The sequence below is a fragment of the Kitasatospora sp. MAP5-34 genome (assembly GCF_029894335.1).
GTDB lineage: Bacteria > Actinomycetota > Actinomycetes > Streptomycetales > Streptomycetaceae > Kitasatospora.
The window spans coordinates 1-19,838 of the sequence record NZ_JARXZC010000015.1 but is presented as its reverse complement, the minus strand read 5'-3'; the positions used below and the strand labels follow the sequence as shown (position 1 = coordinate 19,838).

The window sequence follows — 19,838 nt, the reverse complement described above, 5'->3', positions numbered from 1 at the left end:
TGCTTGAGTGACTCAACAATCAAGACTGTCAAATCTTTCTGTTTCGGGAGCACCACCATGAAGGCCATCACCTACCGCACCTACGGCACCCCCGACGTCCTGGAGTACGGCGACGTCCCGGAGCCCAAGCTGGGTCCCGACGCGGTGCTGGTCAAGGTCCGGGCGGCGTCGGTCAATCCGGTCGACTGGAAGATCCAGGCCGGGTACCTCGACAGCGTGATGGACGTGGTCTTCCCCGTCATCCCCGGCTGGGACGTGTCGGGCGTGGTCGAGCAGGTGGGCGTAGGTGTCACCGAGTTCGCCCCCGGCGACGAGGTCATCGGCTACGTCCGTGAGGACATGGTGGGCCGTGGGACCTTCGCCGAGTACGTCGCGGCGCCCGTACGCACCCTCGCCCGCAAGCCCCGCAACCTCACCTTCGAGCAGGCCGCCGGCCTCCCGCTGGCCGGTCTCACCGCCTACCAGGCGCTCAGCGGGGCGCTGGCCGTGAAGCCGGGCGAGACCGTCCTGGTGCACGCCGCCGCCGGCGGTGTTGGCTCCCTCGCCGTCCAGGTCGCCCGCAGCCTCGGTGCCCGCGTGATCGGCACCGCAGGCGCGCACAACCACGACTACCTGCGCACGCTGGGCGCCGAGCCCGTCACGTACGGCGAGGGCCTCGCGGACCGGGTCCGGGCACTGGCGCCGGACGGCGTGGACGCCGTCCTGGACCTGATCGGCGGCGAGGCGCTCCAGGCCTCCCCGGCGCTGCTCGCCCCCAGCGGCAGGATCGCCTCCGTCGCGGACGGCGCGGTGCTCGCCCTCGGCGGCCACTACGTCTTCGTCCGGCCCGACGCCGCAGAGCTGGCCGCGCTCACCGACCTCGCCGAGGAGGGGCGCCTGCAGGTCGAGGTCGCCGCGACCTTCCCGCTGCACCAGGCCGCCGACGCGCAGCGGCTCAACGCTCAGGGGCACACCCGCGGCAAGATCGTCATCACCGTCTCCTGATCCGCTGACACCTCGTCATACCTCATTCCTCTGATGCCTCGTCCGAGGTATCGCTGGACGCCGGTAGGGCCGCCGATCCTTGGAGTTCCCAGGGATCGGCGGCCCTACCGCCGTTGAGCCGGGCCACGTCCGCCGGCGCTATCCCGAGGTGGGCCGGAGGCGCGCGGCGGGTGACCGGGGCCGCTGTTCACGAGGTTTGTCAGTACCGGGCTCTATGTTCTCTACAGCAGCACCACTACGGGAGCGCGACGGTTTCCATCGCCGTATCCCCGGAACGAGTAAGAGGAGCGAGTCACGTGCGCATCGTGATCAGTGAGTTCATGAGCCTGGACGGCGTCGTGCAGGCACCGGGTGGCCCGGAGGAGGACACCGACGGTGGCTTTGCCCACGGCGGCTGGTCGCACCCGTTCTTCGATCCGGAGGTGGTGGGCGGCTTCTTCAACGATGCGCTGACCAACGCCGAGGCGCTGCTGTTCGGTCGCCGCACGTGGCAGACGATGGCTGCGGCCTGGCCCGAACGATCCGGTGACCCGTTCGCCGACCGGATGAACGCCATCCCGAAGTACGTCGTCTCCCAGACGCTGGGCGCCGAGGAGCTGACGTGGGATCACACCACGCACATCCCCGGCGACAAGGCCGTCGCCCGCATCCGTGAGCTGCACGAGACCGACGGCGGCGACCTGCTGGTGATGGGGAGCCCCACGCTCGTGCGCACCCTTCTGAGCGAGGGTCTGGTGGACGAGCTCCGGCTCGTGATCATGCCGGTGATCCTCGGCGGCGGCAAGAGGATCTTCCCCGACGACGGCACCCTGCGCGCGCTCGAACTCGTCTCCACGGTCGCCGGCGGCACGGGCGTACAGGTGTGCACCTACCGGCCGGTTACCAAGGGGTAGGCGCGGGCGATGCATAAACCGGCCAGCCGGGCCGCGCTGACGCGACCCGGCGACCAGGCAGTTCGGTCACCTACCCTGCAGTCTCGCTCAGCACTGCGGCCGCCGACCGTGGTTGGCCGCGTGCTTACGACGACCCTTCTTCTTACGGCGTCGCTTCGATGACATGACCTCTCCTCTCGCAGCGCCAGACTTCGCCCCTCCACCTCCAACGTGTCACATCCGTGCCCCATCGGCGCGCTCGCGCAGGACGACATCCGTCGGACGGCACCCCAGTCGACAGTCGACGAACTTCAGGAGATCGAGAAGTTGAACGTGTCGACGATCGGAGTCATCGGGACGCACAAGACCTGCCAGAAGCAGGTGGAGCCGATGGCGGTGTCGCTGCCGGCGCTGCACGGGATCTGCGTATCCTCGGCGGCGGCCACGATGATCCCGCGTGCCGTCATGGACGCCTGCGGGCCGGACGGGTCGGCCACGACCGGGCCGCCGCTGTCGCCCTGGGCGACCACGATGGCGTGGCCGCTCTGGTGCTCGCCGGTGTCTACCGGGCTGATGACGTCGCCGTGTTCGTTGGGCATCCTGCCGTCGACGCCGGTCAGTTCCACGCCGCAGTGGTACCCCGACGCGGCACCGGAGATGCAGGTGAGGTCTCCGACGTTGTTCCGGCCGGCACCGTACAGGCCACGGGTGGAGGCCGAGTTCCAGGCGGCGTCGAAGAGGCGGCCCTCGGGTGACTGACGCTCGACAGGGAGAGGACCGCTGCGGCGGCCAGGACCACGGACAGTAGGTGGCGGGGGCGCATGGACGGATGTCCTCCCAGCAGCGGACGGAGCGGCCCCGGCGCCACCGCAGGGCCGGGCGCCGCAGCCTTGCCCTGCCAACGACCCCGCGTCGCGCCGGCCACTACCGGCGTGGAGCATGGCAGACCGCGCACGCCCCCCCGGTGCTGGCAGGATCGGGTACTGGCAGGATCTCTGTCGGCCCGTCACCCGGAGGGCCGGAAGCGATTCTCGGAGGATTCTGTGGTTTCGGCTGCGCGTACAACTGTTGTGATCGGTGCCGTTCTGCTCGCGGGGGCGGTGGGCTGCTCGCCGTCGACGGCCCATCACCCGGGCTCCGGGGGCGGGGCTGCCACCACGCCGTCCGCCGCCGCCGGTGGGCCGGCGGCTGGTGGTGCGATACCCGTGGGCGCGGGTCCGCAGTCCGCCTACACGGCGCAGGCGCAGCCGGCTCCGGGGACGTGCCACTACCGGTACACGACGGCCAAGCAGCCGCTGCCGGACGCGGCGTGTACGCCGGGGGTGACGAGTCCGGCGGTGACGCAGGCGACGATCTCCTCGACGATCTGCAAGGCGGGTGGTTACACCTCCGCGATCAGGCCGCCGGTGAACGTCACGGGCAAGGAGAAGGCTGCCAACGCTGCCTCCTACGGCTACACCGGGCCGATGGGTGATGCGGAGTACGATCACCTGATCAGTCTTCAGCTCGGTGGCGACCCCAACGACCCGCGCAACCTGTGGGTGGAGCCGCCGTCCCCGGGACACGTCCCCGGCAAGGGGCCGAACAACCCGAAGGACGCCGTCGAGACCCACCTGCACACGGCGATCTGCAAGGGCCAGGTCACGCTCGCTGCCGCGCAGCAGGCCGTTGCCGCGGACTGGACGACCGCCGAGGCCAAGCTGGGCGTCAAGGCCGCAGCGTCCGACGGTCCGGTGGAGTCCGACTGACCGCCGGCCTCCGCGCTGCTCCGGGCCGGGGACAGGCGCGGGGCGCCGCCGGCTACTTGGTGTCGGAGGAGAGTCGCTGCGCGAGGTAGATCGGGACGACGGAGAGCAGGACCAGGACGGCGGCGACCACGTTCACCACCGGGGCCTGGTTCGGGCGCGCCATGTTGGCGAAGATCCATACCGGCAGGGTCTGGACTCCGGCGCCGGCGGTGAAGGTGGTCACGGCGATCTCGTCGAAGGAGAGCGCGAAGGCCAGCAGCGCGCCGGCTGCCAGGGCGGAGCGCAGCAGCGGGAAGGTGATGTCGCGGTAGACCTGGAAGGTGGTGGCCCCCAGGTCCATGGCGGCCTCCTCGTACGAGCCGGAGGTGCGCCGCAGCCGGGCGGTGACGTTGTTGAAGACCACCACGATGCAGAAGGTGGCGTGGCCGACCACGACCGTGAACAGGCCGAGACCGATCCCGGCGGGCTGGAGTACCGTCCGGAAGGCCGAGTTGAGGGCGATTCCGGTGACGATGCCGGGCAGCGCGATCGGCAGCACGACGGCGAAGGAGACCGCCTCCCGGCCGAAGAAGCGGTGCCGGTGGACGGCGAAGGCGGCCAGGCTGCCGAGCACCAGCGCGAGCGCGGTCGCCCCGAGCCCGGCCCGGACGGAGGTCCAGAGCGCGGCGCGGGCACCGGTGCTCGCCCAGGCGTCGGTCCACCAGTGCAGGGTGAGCTGCCGGGGCGGCCAGCCGAAACTCCGGTCCGCGTTCAGCGAGTTGACGAGGACCAGCAGCAGCGGCAGATAGATCGCCGCCAGGCCGAGAAAGGCGATGATCCGCACGGTGATCCGCGCGCGGCGGGAGAGTTTCATCGGTCACCGACTGCGCAGGGACGGGCGGGCTGCATCGTTCAGAGGCTCCTCAGGGCACCGCTGCGGCGTACGGCCAGCAGGTAGAGCAGGATCGCCACCACCGGGACCGTGCCGAGCGCGGCGGCCAGCGGCAGGTTGAGGGTGACGTTGGCGTAGATCAGGTTGCCGATCAGCTGGCTGCGGCCGCCGACGATCTGCACCGCGAGGTAGTCGCCGAGGCTGAGCGAGAAGGTGAAGACCGACCCGGCCGCGACGGAGGGCAGCACCATCGGCAGGACGACGGACCGGACGGTACGCCAGGTCCGGGCACCCAGGTCGGCGGAGGCGTCCAGCAGGTTCGCCGGCAGCTGCTCCAGGCCCGCGTGGATCGGCAGGATCATGTACGGCAGCCAGAGGTACGCCAGCACCAGGATCACCGCCGTCAGGCCGTAGCCGGGGCTGTGCAGGCCGAGCGGCCCGAGCGCCCAGTCGAGTGGGCCGCCGTTGGCGAGGATGATCCGCCAGGCGTACGCCTTGACCAGATAGCTCGCCCACAGCGGGGTGAGCAGCGCGACCACGAGCAGTGGGCGGCGGGAGGGCTTGGCGACCAGGGCGGTGTAGCAGGCGATCGGGAGGGCGACCACCGCGTCGATCACGGTGACCGCCGCCGCGACGCCGAGGCTGCGCAGCGCGACGGTCCGGTAGACCGGGGCACTGAGCAGCGTCCGGAAGTTGTCCGTGGTCCAGGACCTGACCACGTCCGAGGTGAACGGGTCGGTGGTCCAGAAGGCGGAGAGGAAGAGCACGGCCAGCGACCCGAGGTAGGCCACCAGCAGCCAGGTGAGCGGCGCGGCGAGCAGCAGGCCCAGCCGCAGCCGGGGGCGGCGGTGGAGGGCTCCCGCCAGCCGCCGGCCGGCCGAGTCGGTGGTCACCCGTCAGCCCTTGATGGCGGTCCAGGCCTGCACCCAGTCCGCGTACGGCACGCACTTGACGTTCCTGCGGCCGTCGACGCACTGCGGGATCGGCGTGGTCCAGAAGGCGATCTTCTGGTAGTAGGCGGCGTCGCCCGCGTGGTACTCGGCGCAGAAGTTCTTGTCCGAGGTGTTGTCGCAGGCCTTCTGGTTGGCCGGGGCCTCACCGAAGTACTCGGCGACCTGCGCGTTGGTTTTGGCGGAGGTGATCCAGTCCATCCACTTGTAGGCGCAGTTGGGGTGGGCGGCCTTGCTGTAGAGCATCCAGGTGTCGGACCAGCCGGTCGCGCCCTCGTCCGGCAGGACGGCCTTGACGGGGATCTGCTCGCCCTGAGCGGTGTTGGCGATCACCTGCCAGGTGGTGCCGAGCACCGAGTCGCCGCTCTTGAAGGCGGAGACCTCCTTGAGGTAATCGCTCCAGTACTCGCCGACGTTGGCGCGCTGCTGCTTGAGCAGTGCGACTGCGGCGTCGAACTGCCGCTGGTCCAGCGCGTACGGGTTGGTGATACCCAACTCCGGCTTGGTCTTGGCGAGATAGAGCGCGGCGTCGGCGATGTAGATCGGCGAGTCGTAGGCCGTGATGTGCGACTTGTACGGGGAGTCCGGCTGGAAGACCGCACCCCAGGAGGTCGGCGCGGGGCTGACCTTGTCCGTCCGGTACATCAACAGGTTGGCGCCGTAGCCGTGCGGGATGCCGTAGGCGACGCCGTTGACGGAGTTCCACTTCTGCAGCTTCAGGCTGGGGAAGATGTCCTGGTAGCTGGGCACCAGGTCGGTGTTGACGGGTGCCGCGTCACCCGAGGCGATCAGGCGCAGCGAGGCGTCGCCGGAGGCCGAGACGGCGTCGTACTGGCCGCTCTTCATCAGGTTGACCATCTCGTCGGAGGTGCCGGCCACCTTCACGTTGACCTGACAGCCCGTCTGCTTCTGGAAGGGCGTCACCCAGTCGACCTTGGGGTCGTCCGAGCCGTTCTCCACGTAGCCCGCCCAGGCGATCAGGTTGACCTGGCCCTCCCCTGCGCCGAGCGACTGCTGCGCGGTCAGCTTGGGCGGGGTGAAGCTGCCGTCCGGGGCGGTCTTCGCCGGGGTCGAGCTGCAGGCGGTGGCGAGAGCCAGCACACCGATGGCGACGAGCGACTTGAGAGCAGAGCGCACGGGGAGTCCGATCTGATGACGTCGGGTGGTCGATTGACTGACTGGTCGCCGGATGGGCCGGTCAAGTGCTCTGTACGACAGCGAAGTTGTGGCGTCGGTGCCAGCGGAGCAGGACGCGTCGGCCACGGTAGGCGGCGACCTCGGTGGCGTCGGCGTCGAGGTTCTGGCGCAGGGCGGTGAGCCGGCCGCCGCTGTCCAGGTCGACGATGAAGCGGGTGGATTCACCGAGATATACCACCTCGGCGACGGTTCCTGCCGCCTCGTCGTGCTCGGACTCGGCGGGTGAACCCTCGGCCAGGATGCGGATCTTCTCGGGTCGGACGCTGAAGCCGTTGGTCAGGTTGGACGTGCCGACGAAGCCCGCCACGAACGGGGTGGCGGGCCGCTCGTAGATCTCGGCAGGGGTGCCCACCTGCTCGATCCGGCCGTGGTTGAACACCGCGATCCGGTCGCTCATGGTGAGCGCCTCCTGCTGGTCGTGGGTGACGAAGACGAAGGTGATCCCGACGCTGCGCTGCAGTTGCTTCAGCTCGACCTGCATCTCCTCACGGAGCTTCAGGTCGAGCGCGCCGAGCGGTTCGTCGAGCAGCAGGACGCGCGGGCGGTTGACCAACGCCCTTGCCAGGGCGACGCGTTGGCGCTGGCCGCCGGAGAGCTGTGCGGGTCGGCGTCGCTCGTAGCCGTCCAGGCGGACGCTGCTCAGCGCGGCGTGGGCGCGTTCCCGGCGCTCGGCCTTGGGGACCTTGCGGATCTTCAGGCCGTAGGCAATGTTCTGTTCGACCGTCATGTGCGGGAAGAGTGCGTAGTCCTGGAACACCGTGTTGACGTCACGTTCGAACGGGGCGAGCCGGGTGACCTCCCGCCCGGCGAGTTCGACCGTACCCGCAGTCGGCTCCTCGAAGCCCGCGATGATGCGCAGCACGGTCGTCTTGCCGGAGCCGGAGGGACCGAGCATGGCGAAGAACTCGCCGTCCCGGACCTCCAGATCCACCCCGGCCACGGCCTCGGTCGCACCGAAGGCCTTGCGCAGCCCGGTGAGCCGGACCGCAGTGCCGTCATCAGCCGCCATCTCGCGCCTGCCTCTTCCTGCCACTCGGACCCACAGCGATGTCTGCACCCATCTCTGCGCTCATCCGCCGGGCGGAAAACATCCGAACTCTGGTTCGGGGTCGGGCGTCCCGGCCCCTGTCCGTCGCGTTGCCCGGAGTCCCGCAGGCCACCCGCCACCCGGGTCAGCCTGACGGTGGCAGCACGACCGGGTCGGCCCGGCTCGCCCGGCCCGACCCGGCGGGTCAGCCCGACCGGCGGCTCAGCGGCACAGGGCCGCGTCCACGGCGGCCGCTATGTGCTGCCTGGCCGCAGCGCTCGGGATCATGGTCACGGCGATGTCGACGGCCCGGCCGTCGTCGGTGGCGCCCCCGGCGGTCTCGTACCCCGGAATGGTCCCGCCATGGCCCCAGTACAGGCCGCCGCACGACAGCGGCCGGCTCATCAGGCCCAGTCCGTAGCGGGTGCCCGGGCCCACCGCGTCGGCGGGCACGGTGGTGCGCATCTGGGCCAGCTGCGCCGCAGGGAGCAGGCGCCCGCCGAGGAGTGCGGTGAAGAACCGGTCGACGTCGCTGTTGGTGGAGACGACCGCGCCCGCCGCCCAGCCCCAGGAGGGGTCCAGTTCGGTGACGTCGCGCATGGATCCGTCGGCCGCGTCCCTGTTGTAGCCCTTGGGGTGGGCTTCGTGGACGGTCATGTCCCCGGGGGCGGGGAAGTAGGTGTGCCGCAGTCCGACGCGGTTGATGATGCGTCGGGTGATCTCCTCGCCGAGGGGTCGCCCGGTGACCTTCTGGATGATCAGGCCGGCCAGCAGGTAGTTCGTGTTGCTGTACTCCCACTGCTTGCCCGGGTGGAAGTGGGCCTTCTGGGCCAGTGCCGCGTCGAGGAGTTCTCGTGGTTCGTAGTACCGCTGCGGATTGCTGAGGATCTCGTCCTTGTTCAGGTAGTCGGGCAGGCCGCTGGTGTGTTGGAGGAGTTGGCGGACGGTGATGGTGCGTCCGTCGATGCCGTCGCCGCGCAGGAGGTTCGGCAGGTAGGTCTCGACGGGGGCGTCGAGGGCGACCTTCCCCTCACCGACCAGTTGGAGCACGACGACTGCGGTGAAGGTCTTGGTGTTGCTGCCGATCCGCACCTGCCCGTCGACGGGTACCTTCGCCTTGGTGGCCAGGTCGGCGACGCCGGCGGTGTAGTTGTGGGTGCGGCCGTCGCGGTCCGTGACGGTGGCCAGTGCGGCGGGCAGGCCGTCGTTGTGCACCAGCGCGTTCAGGCTCTGCTGGACGGTGTCCGGCTTGGCGGCGGCGGACGCCGACAGCGGCGCCAGCGCGCCGACCGTCATGATGCCCGCAGCCACGGCGACCGCAGCCGCCACCGCCCTGCGTCGACCATCCCGCCGCCGGGGGAGACGGAAACCCTGCGATGCATGCTCGTTCACGAAAACTCCTTGATGGAAGGCGCCGGGGATCCTCGGCCCGGATCAAGAGGACCATGCGGGGCCCCGGCAACTCGTCCGCTGCCAGCACGAGACCGCCCTGGGAGCGTGCTCCGGGAGGCGCCTTCACCCAGGACCGTGGTCCTGGTCGTCTCGCGACTCCAGGGCCTGGTCCGACCCGGGGACCAGGGGGGGAGAATGCGAGGCCGCCCGGCTCATGATTCAGCTGAAGCTTCCGGGTACGACCATCCCGGCCGAGGAGGTCAGCCGGACCGGCACTTGGGCGCACTCCGACGCGCAGCCGGAGCACGGCAGGTTCCCGCTCGTGCTGCTCTCGCCCGGTTTCACCATGCCGCGCACCGAACTCACGAGCCTCGCCGAGGACTTGGCCAGCTGTGGGTACGTCGTCGCACTCGTCGACCACACCTACGAGAACTCCGGTACGACCTTCCCCGACGGGCAGACGCTCGCCTGCGCCATCTGCGACACGCCTCCCGCAGGCGGTCCCGGGGTCATGGCGGAGAGCCGGGCGACGGACATCTCGTTCGTGATCGACGAGCTGACCGGCCGTCATCCGGCCTGGCGGTACGCCCGCATGATCGACGCCGGGCGGATCGGCGTCGCCGGGCACTCCCTCGGCGGTGACGCCGCTGTCACGACCATGGCCACCGACAACCGGGTGCTGGCCGGGGTGAACCTGGACGGCACCATCGCCGGTCCCCGCGACCGGCCTGGGCGGTCGCCCCTTCATGCTGGTCAGCCACGACCTGGGCGGCGCGGTGGATCCCACCTGGGCGAGCGGCTGGGCGAACCTGGACGGCTGGAAGCGCTGGGTGACCGTCGCCGGTTCCAACCACGGCAGCTTCACCGACGTGCCGGTCCTCGCCGACAAGCTGGGCATCCCCGAGCCCCCCGGTACGACGATCTCCGCCCAGCGATCGGTGCAGCTCACCCGCACCTACGTCGGGGCGTTCTTCGACCTGCACCTGCGGGGCATACCGGAACCGGTCCTCGACGGCCCCTCCGCAGCCAACCCGGAGGTCAGCTTCCACTCCTGACGGAGCGCGCGCACCGATGCGGCTGACGCGTCGAGGGGGCCGCAGCGGGGCCGGGGTTTCGATGAGCCCCGGCCCCACGCGGCGTCCGGCCGTCCCCCCGGAGGCGGCGGTGGCGCTTCGGCTTCACGTACAGCCGCGCAGCCGATGACCATCCGCCCGGCGTTCCGGTTCCCTAGGCTCGGGCCATGCGCGTACTCTTCAGCTCGCCTGCGGGAACGGGCAACTTCACCGAGGTGTCCGGGCTGCCGGTGCGAGTACTGCTGTCCGGCGGCCGTTGCTCCCCCCATACGGAGTAACGCGTGCAGTGGCCCCCACCATCAGATGGGGGCCGCTGCGCCGTGGTGCGGCTCGCCGCCATGGCGCACGCCGGTCCGCCGTCGGGCTTCGGGAGGCGCGATCCGCCCGTGGTGTTCCGCCTTCGCCGTCGAGGCGGAGCCGGTCACCGTCAGGAGAGGACGGTCCAGGACTGCCCGGGGGCCGCCGCACTGGCCGTGTTGGTGACCACGGTGGAGCCGGCGTTGGTGGCGGTGGTGGCGAGGGCCAGGCCGGTGGCGGAGTTGGTGATGGTCAGTGCGCCGGTGGCGGTGCTCTGCAGGACGCGCCACTCCTGCGAGGGGTTACCGGGTGAGTAGTCGAGCAGGTAGGCGTTGGTTCCGGGGGCGGTGCCGGCGGTGAGCACGGTGTGGACGTGGGTGGGGGTGTAGCAGTTGTCGCTGATCCGGACGGTGCCGTCGGGGTTGGTGGTGAAGGTCCACTGCTCGGAGGTGTGGTCGGACCACCAGGTGTTGATGTCGGCGGCGGCGCCGAGTGGGGAGCTGCAAGTGCCGGAGACCTCCAGGACCTGGCCGCCGCTGCCGCCGGCGCTGATGCTGTGGTAGCGGCCGCCGCCGACGATGGTGGCGGGGATGGTGGCGGGCGGCGGTGAGGTGGAGCCGGTCGGGGAGGCCGGGGCCGACGCGCCGGCCGGGGCGGGGCTCGCGGCTGACGCCGACGGGTCGGGGGACGGTCCGGCCGGGGTGGACGGGCCGGACGTGGCGGCGGTGGCGGCACTGGCGGATGTGGTGGCCGACACCGACGGGCCGGGGGAGGGACTGGCCGAGGCGGACGGGCCGGGGGAGGTGGACGCCGTCGGCGGGGACGAGGCGGGGGTCGCCGCCGTCGGCAGGGCCGGGAGGGCGGGCGCTGCCTGGGACTGCGGCTGCCGCATCCCGACGACACCCACGATCGCCAGGACCACGACGGCCGCGCCCGCCGTCAGGAGTACCCCGCTCCTCCTCGGGGACGACCCGAGGAAGCGGCGGCTGCCGGCTGCGGGCTGGTGGGCGGACGCGTTCGCAGCGGCTCCACCCGGGGCTGCGGCCGCCGCGACCGGTGGATCCGCCGGCGGTTCCCCCGGCCACAGCAGCAACGCCGGTATCAGGATGGCGCGTTGCCAGGCGTGGACGGCGACGAGTTCGGTGCGCGCGCTGCGGCAGCTCCCGCACCTGGGCAGATGGAGCTCGAGCTCGTTCGTCGGGGCGGAGATGCCGCTCCGGACGCTGTCGCCCAACGCGGCCACCAAGTGGCGGCAGGAGCGGTTGGGGGTATGCGAGACGTACGCCTGCAAGTAGGCCTCATAGAGGCTCTGTCGGGCTGCCGGGTCCGGGGCCGGGGTCAGCCCAGGCGCAGCCGGGGTCTCCGGTGTCCCGGCGGGGGCCTCGAGGTATCGCCACAGGTTGGCCTGAGAGGATTCCGGCAGGCTCCGGAAGGCCCGCAGGAGGAGCGAGGCCTCTTCGGCAGCGACTGCCGCCGCCCGGCGGGAGGCTTCCGTCAGGTCGGTGCAGGGCAGGTTCCTCAGCCAGGAGGCGAAACCTTCCGAGAGGGACGGTTCCCGCCCGGTGTCGGCCCATCGCGCAGCAGCACGCCGCACCGCCGCCAGCAGGTACGGGCGCCAGCCGTCGGTCGGGCCGGACCCGGAGCGGACCGCATCCAGCGTCCGGGCGAAGGCCTCGTCCGCGAGTTCCTCCGCTGCTCGGAGGTCCCGGCAGCACAGGTCCGCGTAGGCCAGCACCGCCGCCCGGTGGCGGTCGGCGATCTCGTCGGCCGCCGACCGGTCCCGCTCCGGTCCGCCGCGGATGCGACCCGCGAGTTCGGCGTCCGTGGGTGTGGTGGCTACTGGGTCTGGCACTTGCTGTCCTCCGTGCATGTTCAGGGTCGTGCGGCCCACGGGGTCGGGTGAGAACACCGTGGCGCTGAGGCAGGGAGGTTGAGGGCTGGTGGCCCCGGCGCGACGCCGTGCGCCGAGCCCGGTCGGGAGCGGCCCCGGTTGTCCGGCGGCCTCGGCCCTGGCCGCAACCGATGCGGTCGATGCCTGGCTGACCTGCAGTGATGCTGTGTCAAACCGCCACCCGCCCACAGTGGATAGTGGCCGTACCGGACCCCGCGCGTCAAGGGGGTGCGGTTTCGTCCGTGCACGGTGGCCCGGGGGCCGAGCTTGCTGACAATCAGTCAGTAATCAGTCGGTAAGTTGATGTCGCCCCGCAGGCCGCAAAAGGCCGGGGTTCCGAAGAACCCCGGCCTCTCGCCGCGCCCGGCCGTCCCCCCAGGGTGGCGCTACGGCTTCACGTACAGCCGCGTCGCGTCGATGTTGGAGAAGAACTTCTGGTAGGTCGCCCCGCCGACGTGCGAACCGAACATCTGTAGCTGCTTGTAGTAGACCGTCGGGACAGCCGGGACATCGTTCTTGGCGATGAAGTCGCTCAGCTTCATCCACGCCGTCGCGGCCTTCTGCGGGTTGGTCATGGCCTCGATCCGGTCGATCCGGCGGTTGACCCGGGGGTCGTTGAGCATCGAGTAGTCGGAGGAACCGTTGGCGATCGTGCGGCCGTCGAAGACCGGCGGGATCACGGTCAGGCCGCTGGGCCAGTCCGAACCCCACGCCGAGCCGTACATGTCGTAGGTGTTGTCGGTCATGCCGATGGTGTCGTAGTAGTGCTGGCCGGGGATCGGGAAGCGCTGCACGTCGAAGCCGGCCTTGTCCAGCGCGGTCTCGATGGCTGCCGAGTACTGCCGGCCCGCCGGGCTGTCGATGTAGGCGTACCGGATCTTCATGCCCAACTTGTGCTCGCTCTTGAGGATCCGGCGGGCCTTGTCCGGCTCACCCTGGGGGTGCGCGACCTTGCCGAGCGGGTCGCTCTTCCGGTAGCCCGGCAGGGTGGGGCTGATGAAGCTGCCGGCCAACTCGGCGCCGTACGTGCCGCCTTGGGCGTCGAACACGGCCTGGGTCGGGATGGCGTAGGCGAGGGCGAGCCGCAGTCGGCGGTCGGTGATCAGCTTGGTGTTGAAGTTGACCTGCGCGACGTACGGCTGGTAGCCGGCCAGGGTCCGCTGGGCCATCTGCGGGTCGGCCATGATCTGGGCGATGCTGCCCGCGTCCACCGAGTTGGTGAAGGAGGTCGCGGTCCGGTCCGCACCGGCGTCGCTCATGATGCGGCGGGTGGAGTCCACGCTGGAAACGTTGAAGGAGATCTGGAACCGGTCCGGGTACTGGTGCCGCGACGAGTCCGTCGCCGGGTCCCACTCGGTGTTGCGGACCAGGGTCATCGAGACGCCCGGCTTGAACTCCTGGATCTTGTACGGGCCGGACGCCACCGGCGCCAGGTCGTACGCCTCCTTGGTGTCCTTGGCCTGCGGCACCGCGCTGTAGCCGGCCAGTGCCAGCGCGTAGGGCAGGTCCGGCCGCGCCTTCTTGAAGTGGAAGACGATCGTCTTCGCGTCCGGGGTGGCGAGCACGGAGTCCGGCAGGTGGCTGCCCGTGTAAGGGCCGCCGGGCAGCAGGTTGCGGTAGTCCGTGCCGTTGCTGTCGGCCAGCCACTGCTGGAGGTACGTCGGGCCGCTGGTGACGAACGGCGCGAAGAGGCGCTCGACGGACTGGCGGATGTCGGCCGAGGTGATCGGCGTGCCGTCCTCCCACTTGATCCCGTCCTTGAGCGTGTAGCTCCAGGTCTTGCCGCCGTCGCTCATCCGGCCGCTGTCGGTGGCGAGGTCGCCGACGACCGAGTAGGCACCGGAGTTGTCGAGCTTGTAGCCGGTCAGGCCACGGTCCAGCAGGGTGGCCAGCTGCGCCTGGTTGTTGACCGAGATCTGGGCGGGGTCGAGGTGGCCGAAGGTGTCCTGCTGGAGCATGTTCAGGGTGCCGCCGCTGCTGGCTCCGGGAATCGGCTGCGCGGGGCCGGCGGATCCGGCCGCATCGGCGAAGGTGATCTGCGTGGGGTCCGTAAGTGCGGCCTGGGCGGTGGCGGCTGTCGCGGAGGTGCCGGCGGTGGTGCCGGTGAGGACCAGCGATCCCACGGCGAGGGCCAGCACGGTGGATCTGGTCCTGGACATACCGGATATGTCGGTCATGCGAGTCATCAGGCACTTTCCTCAGGTGTCAGGGTAAGAGCGTGGGGGATGACGAACAGCCCGCGACGAGGGCGGGTCCGGCCGACCTGAACGTGCGCGGCTGCGCCGTGCCGACCGTGGTTCCTGTCCGTCAGGTCGTCGCCGTCGGTATCCGGTTCTCTCCGGCCCGCGCGGCTGAACTCCCTTGGACACAGCGCGAGGTGCTTCTCGAAGGTGTCTCGAATTGCGGGTGCGCCGTTGACTGATCACGACTCTCCCAACCGGAGCCTGCGCCGGTCAAGGGTGTGGAGCGCCGCTGCGGCGACCCGATGCCTCGGAAAAGTGCAAGGGGCCGCCGGCGCGCGGGAAATGGCGCGATTGTTCCTCCGGCGGCCCCTCGTTCGCGTTCGTGCTCACCCCGGACAGCCCACCGGCGGCCCGCAGTTCGTCGCGGTGCTGAAGGTCCGTCAGGCCTGGAGCCGCGTCGAACCGCGTCGAACCGCGTCGAGCCGCGTCGAACCGCGAGAACCGCGCAGCGTCGGCGGGCGTCAGGCTGCCGCCTGGTACCCACCGCATGGCACTGACTGCCTGGCACCGCCCGCCTCGGTCAGCTGCCGACGTAGGCCGCGAGGTGCTCGCCGGTGAGGGTGGAGCGGGCGGCGACGAGGTCGGCGGGTGTGCCCTCGAAGACGATCCGGCCGCCGTCGTGGCCCGCGCCGGGTCCGAGGTCGATGATCCAGTCGGCGTGCGCCATGACCGCCTGGTGGTGCTCGACGACGATGACCGACTTGCCGGAGTCGACGAGCCGGTCGAGCAGGCGGAGCAACTGCTCGACGTCGGCGAGGTGCAGGCCGGTGGTCGGCTCGTCGAGGACGTACACGCCGCCCTTCTCGGCCATGTGGGTGGCCAGCTTGAGCCGCTGCCGCTCGCCGCCGGACAGCGTGGTGAGCGGCTGGCCGAGGCTGAGGTAGCCGAGCCCGACGTCGGCGAGCCGGTCGAGGATGGCGTGCGCGGCCGGCGTGCGCGCCTCGCCGGCGCCGAAGAACTCCTCGGCCTCGGTCACCGACATCGCGAGTACTTCGCTGATGTCGCGGCCGCCGAGGCGGTGCTCCAGCACCGAGGCCTCGAACCGCTTCCCCTCGCACTCCTCGCAGGTGGTGGCGACGCCGGCCATCATCGCCAGGTCGGTGTAGACGACGCCGGCGCCGTTGCAATTGGGGCAGGCGCCCTCGGAGTTGGCGCTGAACAGGGCCGGCTTCACGCCGTTGGCCTTCGCGAACGCCTTGCGGATCGGGTCGAGCAGCCCGGTGTACGTCGCCGGGTTGCTCCGCCTGGAGCCGCGGATCGCGCCCTGGCCGATCGACACCACGCCCTCGCCGGCCGCCCCCGACCGTCCCGGCAGCGACCCGTGTACGAGCGAGCTCTTGCCGGAGCCGGCGACGCCGGTGACGACGACCAGCACCCCGAGCGGGATGTCGACGTCGACGTCGCGCAGGTTGTGCGCCGTCGCGCCACGGATCTCGAGCGTGCCGGTGGGCTTGCGCACCGCCTCCTTGACGGCGGCCCGGTCGTCGAAATGGCGGCCGGTGAGGGTACCGCTGGTCCGCAGCCCCTCGACGGTGCCTTCGAAGCAGACGGTGCCGCCCCCCGTACCGGCGCCGGGGCCGAGGTCGACGACGTGGTCGGCGATCGCGATCGTCAACGGCTTGTGCTCCACGACGAGCACCGTGTTGCCCTTGTCCCGCAGTCGCAGCAGCAGGTCGTTCATCCGGTGGATGTCATGGGGGTGCAGGCCCGTGGTGGGCTCGTCGAAGACGTAGGTGACGTCGGTGAGCGGGGAGCCGAGGTGGCGGATCATCTTGACGCGCTGCGCCTCGCCGCCCGACAGCGTGCCCGACGGCCGGTCGAGCGAGAGGTAGCCCAACCCGATCTCCACGAACGAGTCGAGGGTCTGCTCCAGCGTGGCGAGCAGCGGCGCCACCGACGGCTCGTCGAGGCCGCGCACCCACTCGGCCAGGTCGCTGATCTGCATCGCGCACGCATCGGCGATGCTGATCCGCTCGATCTTCGACGACCGGGCGGCCTCGCTGAGCCGGGTGCCGTCGCAGTCGGGGCAGGTGGTGAAGGTGACCGCCCGGTCCACGAACGCCCGGATGTGCGGCTGCATCGCCTCCTTGTCCTTGGCGAGGATCGACCGCTCGACCCGGGGGATCAGCCCCTCGTAGGTCATGTTGATCCCCTCGATCTTCATCCGGACCGGCTCGCGGTGGAGGAAGTCGTGCAGCTCCTTCTTGGTGTACCTGCGGATCGGCTTGTCCGGGTCGAAGAAGCCCGACGAGCTGTAGAGCCGGTAGTTCCAGCCGCCCGGCGTGTAGCCGGGGATGGTGATCGCGCCGTCGGTGAGTGACTTGGAGTCGTCGAAGAGCTGGGTGAGGTCGATGTCGGTCACCGACCCCATGCCCTCGCAGCGCGGGCACATGCCGCCGGTGATGGTGAAGCTGCGGCGCTCCTTCACGGTCTTCCCCCCGCGCTCCAGGGTGACCGCACCCGCTCCCGAGATCGAGGCGACGTTGAAGGAGAACGCCTTGGGCGAGCCGATGTGCGGCTTCCCGAGCCGGCTGAAGAGGATGCGCAGCAGCGCGTTGGCGTCGGTGACGGTGCCCACCGTGGAGCGGGCGTTCGCGCCCATCCGCTGCTGGTCGACGATGATCGCGGTCGACAGCCCTTCGAGTACGTCGACCTCCGGCCGCGCCAGTGTCGGCATGAAGCCCTGTACGAAGGCGCTGTAGGTCTCGTTGATCAGCCGCTGCGACTCCGCTGCGATCGTGTCGAACACCAGCGAGCTCTTGCCCGACCCGGAGACGCCGGTGAACACCGTCAGCCGGCGCTTCGGGATCTCGATGCTGACGTCCCTGAGGTTGTTCACGCGCGCGCCGTGCACGCGGATCAGGTCGTGGCTGTCGGCAGCGTGCGGCGCAGGCGACTGCGCGTTCGCTCTCGTGGCCTTGCTCATCGTCTCTCCATCTGCTGGGCGGGCCCGCCTGATCGGCGGTGTCAGCCGGGGGTGGCACGACCCCGTCCGGTGGACGCCGGCCGGGGCGCGCTCGGCGCAAGGAACCAAGGTATCCAAGGCGCTTCGGGTCAACGCCCCGCAGCAGCAGGTAGCACCCGGGCGGCCCGTCATCCCCCCGAGGCCGGGACGCGTCGGCGTCCGGTGTCGAGCGGTTCTGTGTCCCGGTACGCGCGGAGGGTGGTGGAGGTGGCCGGCCAGGGCCGGGGGCGCGGCCGGAGCCGTCGCCAGTCGTAGGGCGGGTGGCCCAGTTTGGGGTGTCGGCGGTCGTAGCCGTTGGTGGCCAGCCAGGCCAGGACGCAGAGGATGACCAGAGCCCGGACCGTGATGTCGGCCGGCCCGGCGCCGGGGGCGGCCAGGCCACCGATCACGGAGGTCCAGAGCCAGTAGCCGAGCAGCGGGTACACGACCAGTTGGTGCCAGATCTTGGTCGGGGCCAGGGCCTGTTCACGGGTGAAGAACCCGTGGCGCAGCTCGGTGTGCCACTGGAGCAGCCCGAATCCGAGGCACCCCACGAGCCAGGCCGACGCGAACCTCGGGTCGGCCGGTCCGGTGGGCGGCGCGCCCCGCATCCGTTGGACGCCCAGGCCGACCGCCACTGCCAGCAGCGGGTCGCCCAGTAGGACCGCCACGAATCCCTCGCGCGTCCCCATCCAGCGGCGCTCCAACAGGAGAGCGAGGATCCACATCGCTCCGGGCGTGACGGCCACGGCTGCGGCGGCCGCGACCCAGGGACCGTGGCCGAGGGCTTCGCCGAGCCCGGGAAGCCAGCTGCGGTTCATCGTGAGCCGCTCCCTTCGGACGCCGATGCCGTTGTTCATCGCCCGCTGATGGGTGCCAGCACTGGGTTCCAGCGCTGGCTTCAAGCGTTGGCATCGGGTTCCAGCATTGGGGGAGAAGCGGCACCGCGCCACCGAGCCGGTGTCGGCAGCGCGTATCGCGGCCGACCTGATCGCAGCCTTCGGCCGCCGACACCTGCGCCCCGCCCGCTGAGCCTCAGCGGAGAGCCTGCGCCTGCCAGTAGCTGAACTGCTGCACCGGGTCGCCGTCCAGCCGCCACGGCCAGGGCGTGACGGTTCCTCCGATCAGCTGGAAGACCTCTGCGGCCTCCGGGAGCCGGTTGGCCTGGACCAGCGCGTAGGCCAGCATGTTGAGATCGGCCAGGGCCGCCGCATGACCCAGGCGGCCGGCCCGGACCCAGTCGGCGAGTGCCCGGGCCAGCGCGGACTCGGCGCGTGCCTGTGTCCACTGCCTTCTGGCCAGCAGCGCGTCGACGCCGCCCCGGGCGACGGTCCGGTTGTGGTGATCGACGGCCGCCGCCAGCTCCAGGCCGACGGCAGGCACCGCCGGGGTTATCCGGGACCGGACGGAATCGACGAAGTCGAGCACTTGGCCGTGCGAGCCGCACTCCTCCGGTGACACGTAACCCAGCATCTGGATATGCGCTTCGCGGTGCCAGGCATCGCGAGCCGTCACCTCGTGCCAGACCTTGAAAACGTCCTGCTGATCGCATCTCGTCAGCCGCAGGATTCCGAGCAGTACCACCCATGGCGTCGGATCGTTCGGCTGGAGTTCGGCAGCGCGATGACAACTGTCGGCCGCAGCGTGCGCGTCCTCCATCCGGCCCGCCGAACGGCCGCGCACCAGCTCGACCCACGCCTCGAAGATCAGCGCATCAGCGCTACGCGGCTGACGCCGCCGCCAGGACCTCGCGAGACCGGAATCCGCTGCGGATTCCGCGAGCACCAGAAACCGGTGCGCCCGGCGGTCCCAATCCGTTCCAGCATCCTGAATGACCCGCTCGATCTGGTCGACCTGAATATCAGTCAGGCCCGGCATAGGAGGGGTGTCCAGTTGCTTGCGCACCCTGCCGAGATTGCTGTCATCGAGTTCTGGGACCAGACGGGGGCCGGAGTTCCGAAACATTCGAAAGATCGACACGGACGCAGACTAGGGCCGTTCCGGAGCACGAGAAAGACCCCGGAGCGAATCGTTATTCCCTGGGGGGCCAGGGTGATGTTACCGCCCCGTACGGCGAAGCGGATTTGGGGGAATGAGGCCGGTTGCCTGTCCGGACTGGTGGAGTCCGGCGTGGAGCCAGGCGTGGGGGCCGGTGTGGACTCCGGCGTGGACTCCGGGCGTGGGGTTCGGCGTCATGCAGGATTCGGAACGGGCATATCGCCGTCGCCCAAGGCTCAAGCCTCTACGCTCAAGGCAGGGCCGTTTCAAAGTCCCGGTGAGCATGTGAGTGCGCAGGTCATGCCGATGAAGGGGTCCGGGCCTGGCCCGTCACGAACGCAACGAAGCTCC

At 70.5% G+C, this 19,838-nt stretch carries 15 protein-coding genes and 1 pseudogene; 5 read left to right on the top strand and 11 right to left on the bottom strand.

The window, feature by feature from the left end; genetic code table 11:
- Positions 1 to 57 precede the first annotated feature (57 nt).
- Together P3T29_RS14880 and P3T29_RS14875 are read left to right on the top strand one after the other, a co-directional pair.
- A complete protein-coding gene (locus P3T29_RS14880; RefSeq protein WP_280716904.1) occupies positions 58 to 984 on the top strand; it encodes an NADP-dependent oxidoreductase in 927 nt (308 codons plus the stop codon).
- Between the two features lie 296 nt (positions 985 to 1,280).
- Positions 1,281 to 1,877 (top strand): dihydrofolate reductase family protein, encoded by a 597-nt coding sequence (locus P3T29_RS14875; protein WP_280716903.1) that lies wholly within the window; start codon positions 1,281 to 1,283, stop codon positions 1,875 to 1,877.
- Between the two features lie 290 nt (positions 1,878 to 2,167).
- Here the strand turns inward: P3T29_RS14875 and P3T29_RS14870 are convergent, their stop codons facing one another.
- Entirely contained in the window at positions 2,168 to 2,482 is a 315-nt protein-coding gene (locus P3T29_RS14870; protein WP_280716902.1) for a hypothetical protein, read from the bottom strand.
- 474 nt (positions 2,483 to 2,956) lie between these two features.
- Here P3T29_RS14870 and P3T29_RS14865 point away from each other — a divergent pair, with 474 nt between their 5' ends.
- Positions 2,957 to 3,604: a hypothetical protein gene (locus P3T29_RS14865; RefSeq protein ID WP_280717002.1), complete on the top strand. Its 648-nt coding sequence runs from the start codon at positions 2,957 to 2,959 to the stop codon at positions 3,602 to 3,604.
- Positions 3,605 to 3,656: 52 nt separating this feature from the next.
- Here P3T29_RS14865 and P3T29_RS14860 read toward each other — a convergent pair whose 3' ends face one another.
- From P3T29_RS14860 to P3T29_RS14840, 5 genes are all read right to left on the bottom strand, one after another.
- Positions 3,657 to 4,457 carry an ABC transporter permease gene (locus tag P3T29_RS14860; RefSeq protein WP_280716901.1) on the bottom strand — a complete coding sequence of 267 codons (801 nt, stop codon included), beginning with the start codon at positions 4,455 to 4,457 and terminating at the stop codon, positions 3,657 to 3,659.
- Between the two features lie 38 nt (positions 4,458 to 4,495).
- Positions 4,496 to 5,368: an ABC transporter permease gene (locus tag P3T29_RS14855; protein ID WP_280716900.1), complete on the bottom strand. Its 873-nt coding sequence runs from the start codon at positions 5,366 to 5,368 to the stop codon at positions 4,496 to 4,498.
- A 3-nt stretch (positions 5,369 to 5,371) separates the two neighbouring features.
- Positions 5,372 to 6,562 carry an ABC transporter substrate-binding protein gene (locus P3T29_RS14850; protein WP_280716899.1) on the bottom strand — a complete coding sequence of 397 codons (1,191 nt, stop codon included), beginning with the start codon at positions 6,560 to 6,562 and terminating at the stop codon, positions 5,372 to 5,374.
- 61 nt (positions 6,563 to 6,623) lie between these two features.
- Positions 6,624 to 7,631 carry an ABC transporter ATP-binding protein gene (locus P3T29_RS14845; protein WP_280716898.1) on the bottom strand — a complete coding sequence of 336 codons (1,008 nt, stop codon included), beginning with the start codon at positions 7,629 to 7,631 and terminating at the stop codon, positions 6,624 to 6,626.
- 240 nt (positions 7,632 to 7,871) lie between these two features.
- Positions 7,872 to 8,945 carry a serine hydrolase domain-containing protein gene (locus P3T29_RS14840; protein WP_280717001.1) on the bottom strand — a complete coding sequence of 358 codons (1,074 nt, stop codon included), beginning with the start codon at positions 8,943 to 8,945 and terminating at the stop codon, positions 7,872 to 7,874.
- Between the two features lie 310 nt (positions 8,946 to 9,255).
- Between P3T29_RS14840 and P3T29_RS32700 the strand changes: the two are divergent.
- Together P3T29_RS32700 and P3T29_RS14835 are read left to right on the top strand one after the other, a co-directional pair.
- Positions 9,256 to 9,423: pseudogene (locus P3T29_RS32700) on the top strand (alpha/beta hydrolase); the annotation flags it as partial.
- Positions 9,424 to 9,787: 364 nt separating this feature from the next.
- On the top strand, positions 9,788 to 10,096 hold the full coding sequence (locus P3T29_RS14835; protein WP_280717007.1) for a hypothetical protein: 309 nt from the start codon (positions 9,788 to 9,790) through the stop codon (positions 10,094 to 10,096).
- A 445-nt stretch (positions 10,097 to 10,541) separates the two neighbouring features.
- On the opposite strand, the gene P3T29_RS14830 is transcribed toward P3T29_RS14835, so the two are convergent.
- The 5 genes from P3T29_RS14830 to P3T29_RS14810 all read right to left on the bottom strand — a co-directional run bounded on the left by P3T29_RS14830 (position 10,542) and on the right by P3T29_RS14810 (position 19,469).
- Entirely contained in the window at positions 10,542 to 12,263 is a 1,722-nt protein-coding gene (locus P3T29_RS14830) for a hypothetical protein (protein WP_280716897.1), read from the bottom strand.
- Positions 12,264 to 12,688: 425 nt separating this feature from the next.
- The gene (locus tag P3T29_RS14825; protein WP_280716896.1) at positions 12,689 to 14,488 is read right to left on the bottom strand and encodes an ABC transporter substrate-binding protein; all 1,800 of its coding nucleotides are present in this window, start codon (positions 14,486 to 14,488) and stop codon (positions 12,689 to 12,691) included.
- 577 nt (positions 14,489 to 15,065) lie between these two features.
- Positions 15,066 to 17,471: an excinuclease ABC subunit UvrA gene (locus tag P3T29_RS14820; RefSeq protein ID WP_280716895.1), complete on the bottom strand. Its 2,406-nt coding sequence runs from the start codon at positions 17,469 to 17,471 to the stop codon at positions 15,066 to 15,068.
- 167 nt (positions 17,472 to 17,638) lie between these two features.
- Positions 17,639 to 18,310 (bottom strand): hypothetical protein, encoded by a 672-nt coding sequence (locus P3T29_RS14815; RefSeq protein ID WP_280716894.1) that lies wholly within the window; start codon positions 18,308 to 18,310, stop codon positions 17,639 to 17,641.
- Positions 18,311 to 18,524: 214 nt separating this feature from the next.
- Complete coding sequence (locus P3T29_RS14810; protein WP_280716893.1) at positions 18,525 to 19,469, bottom strand: hypothetical protein; 945 nt, start codon at positions 19,467 to 19,469, stop codon at positions 18,525 to 18,527.
- Between the last annotated feature and the right edge of the window lie 369 nt (positions 19,470 to 19,838).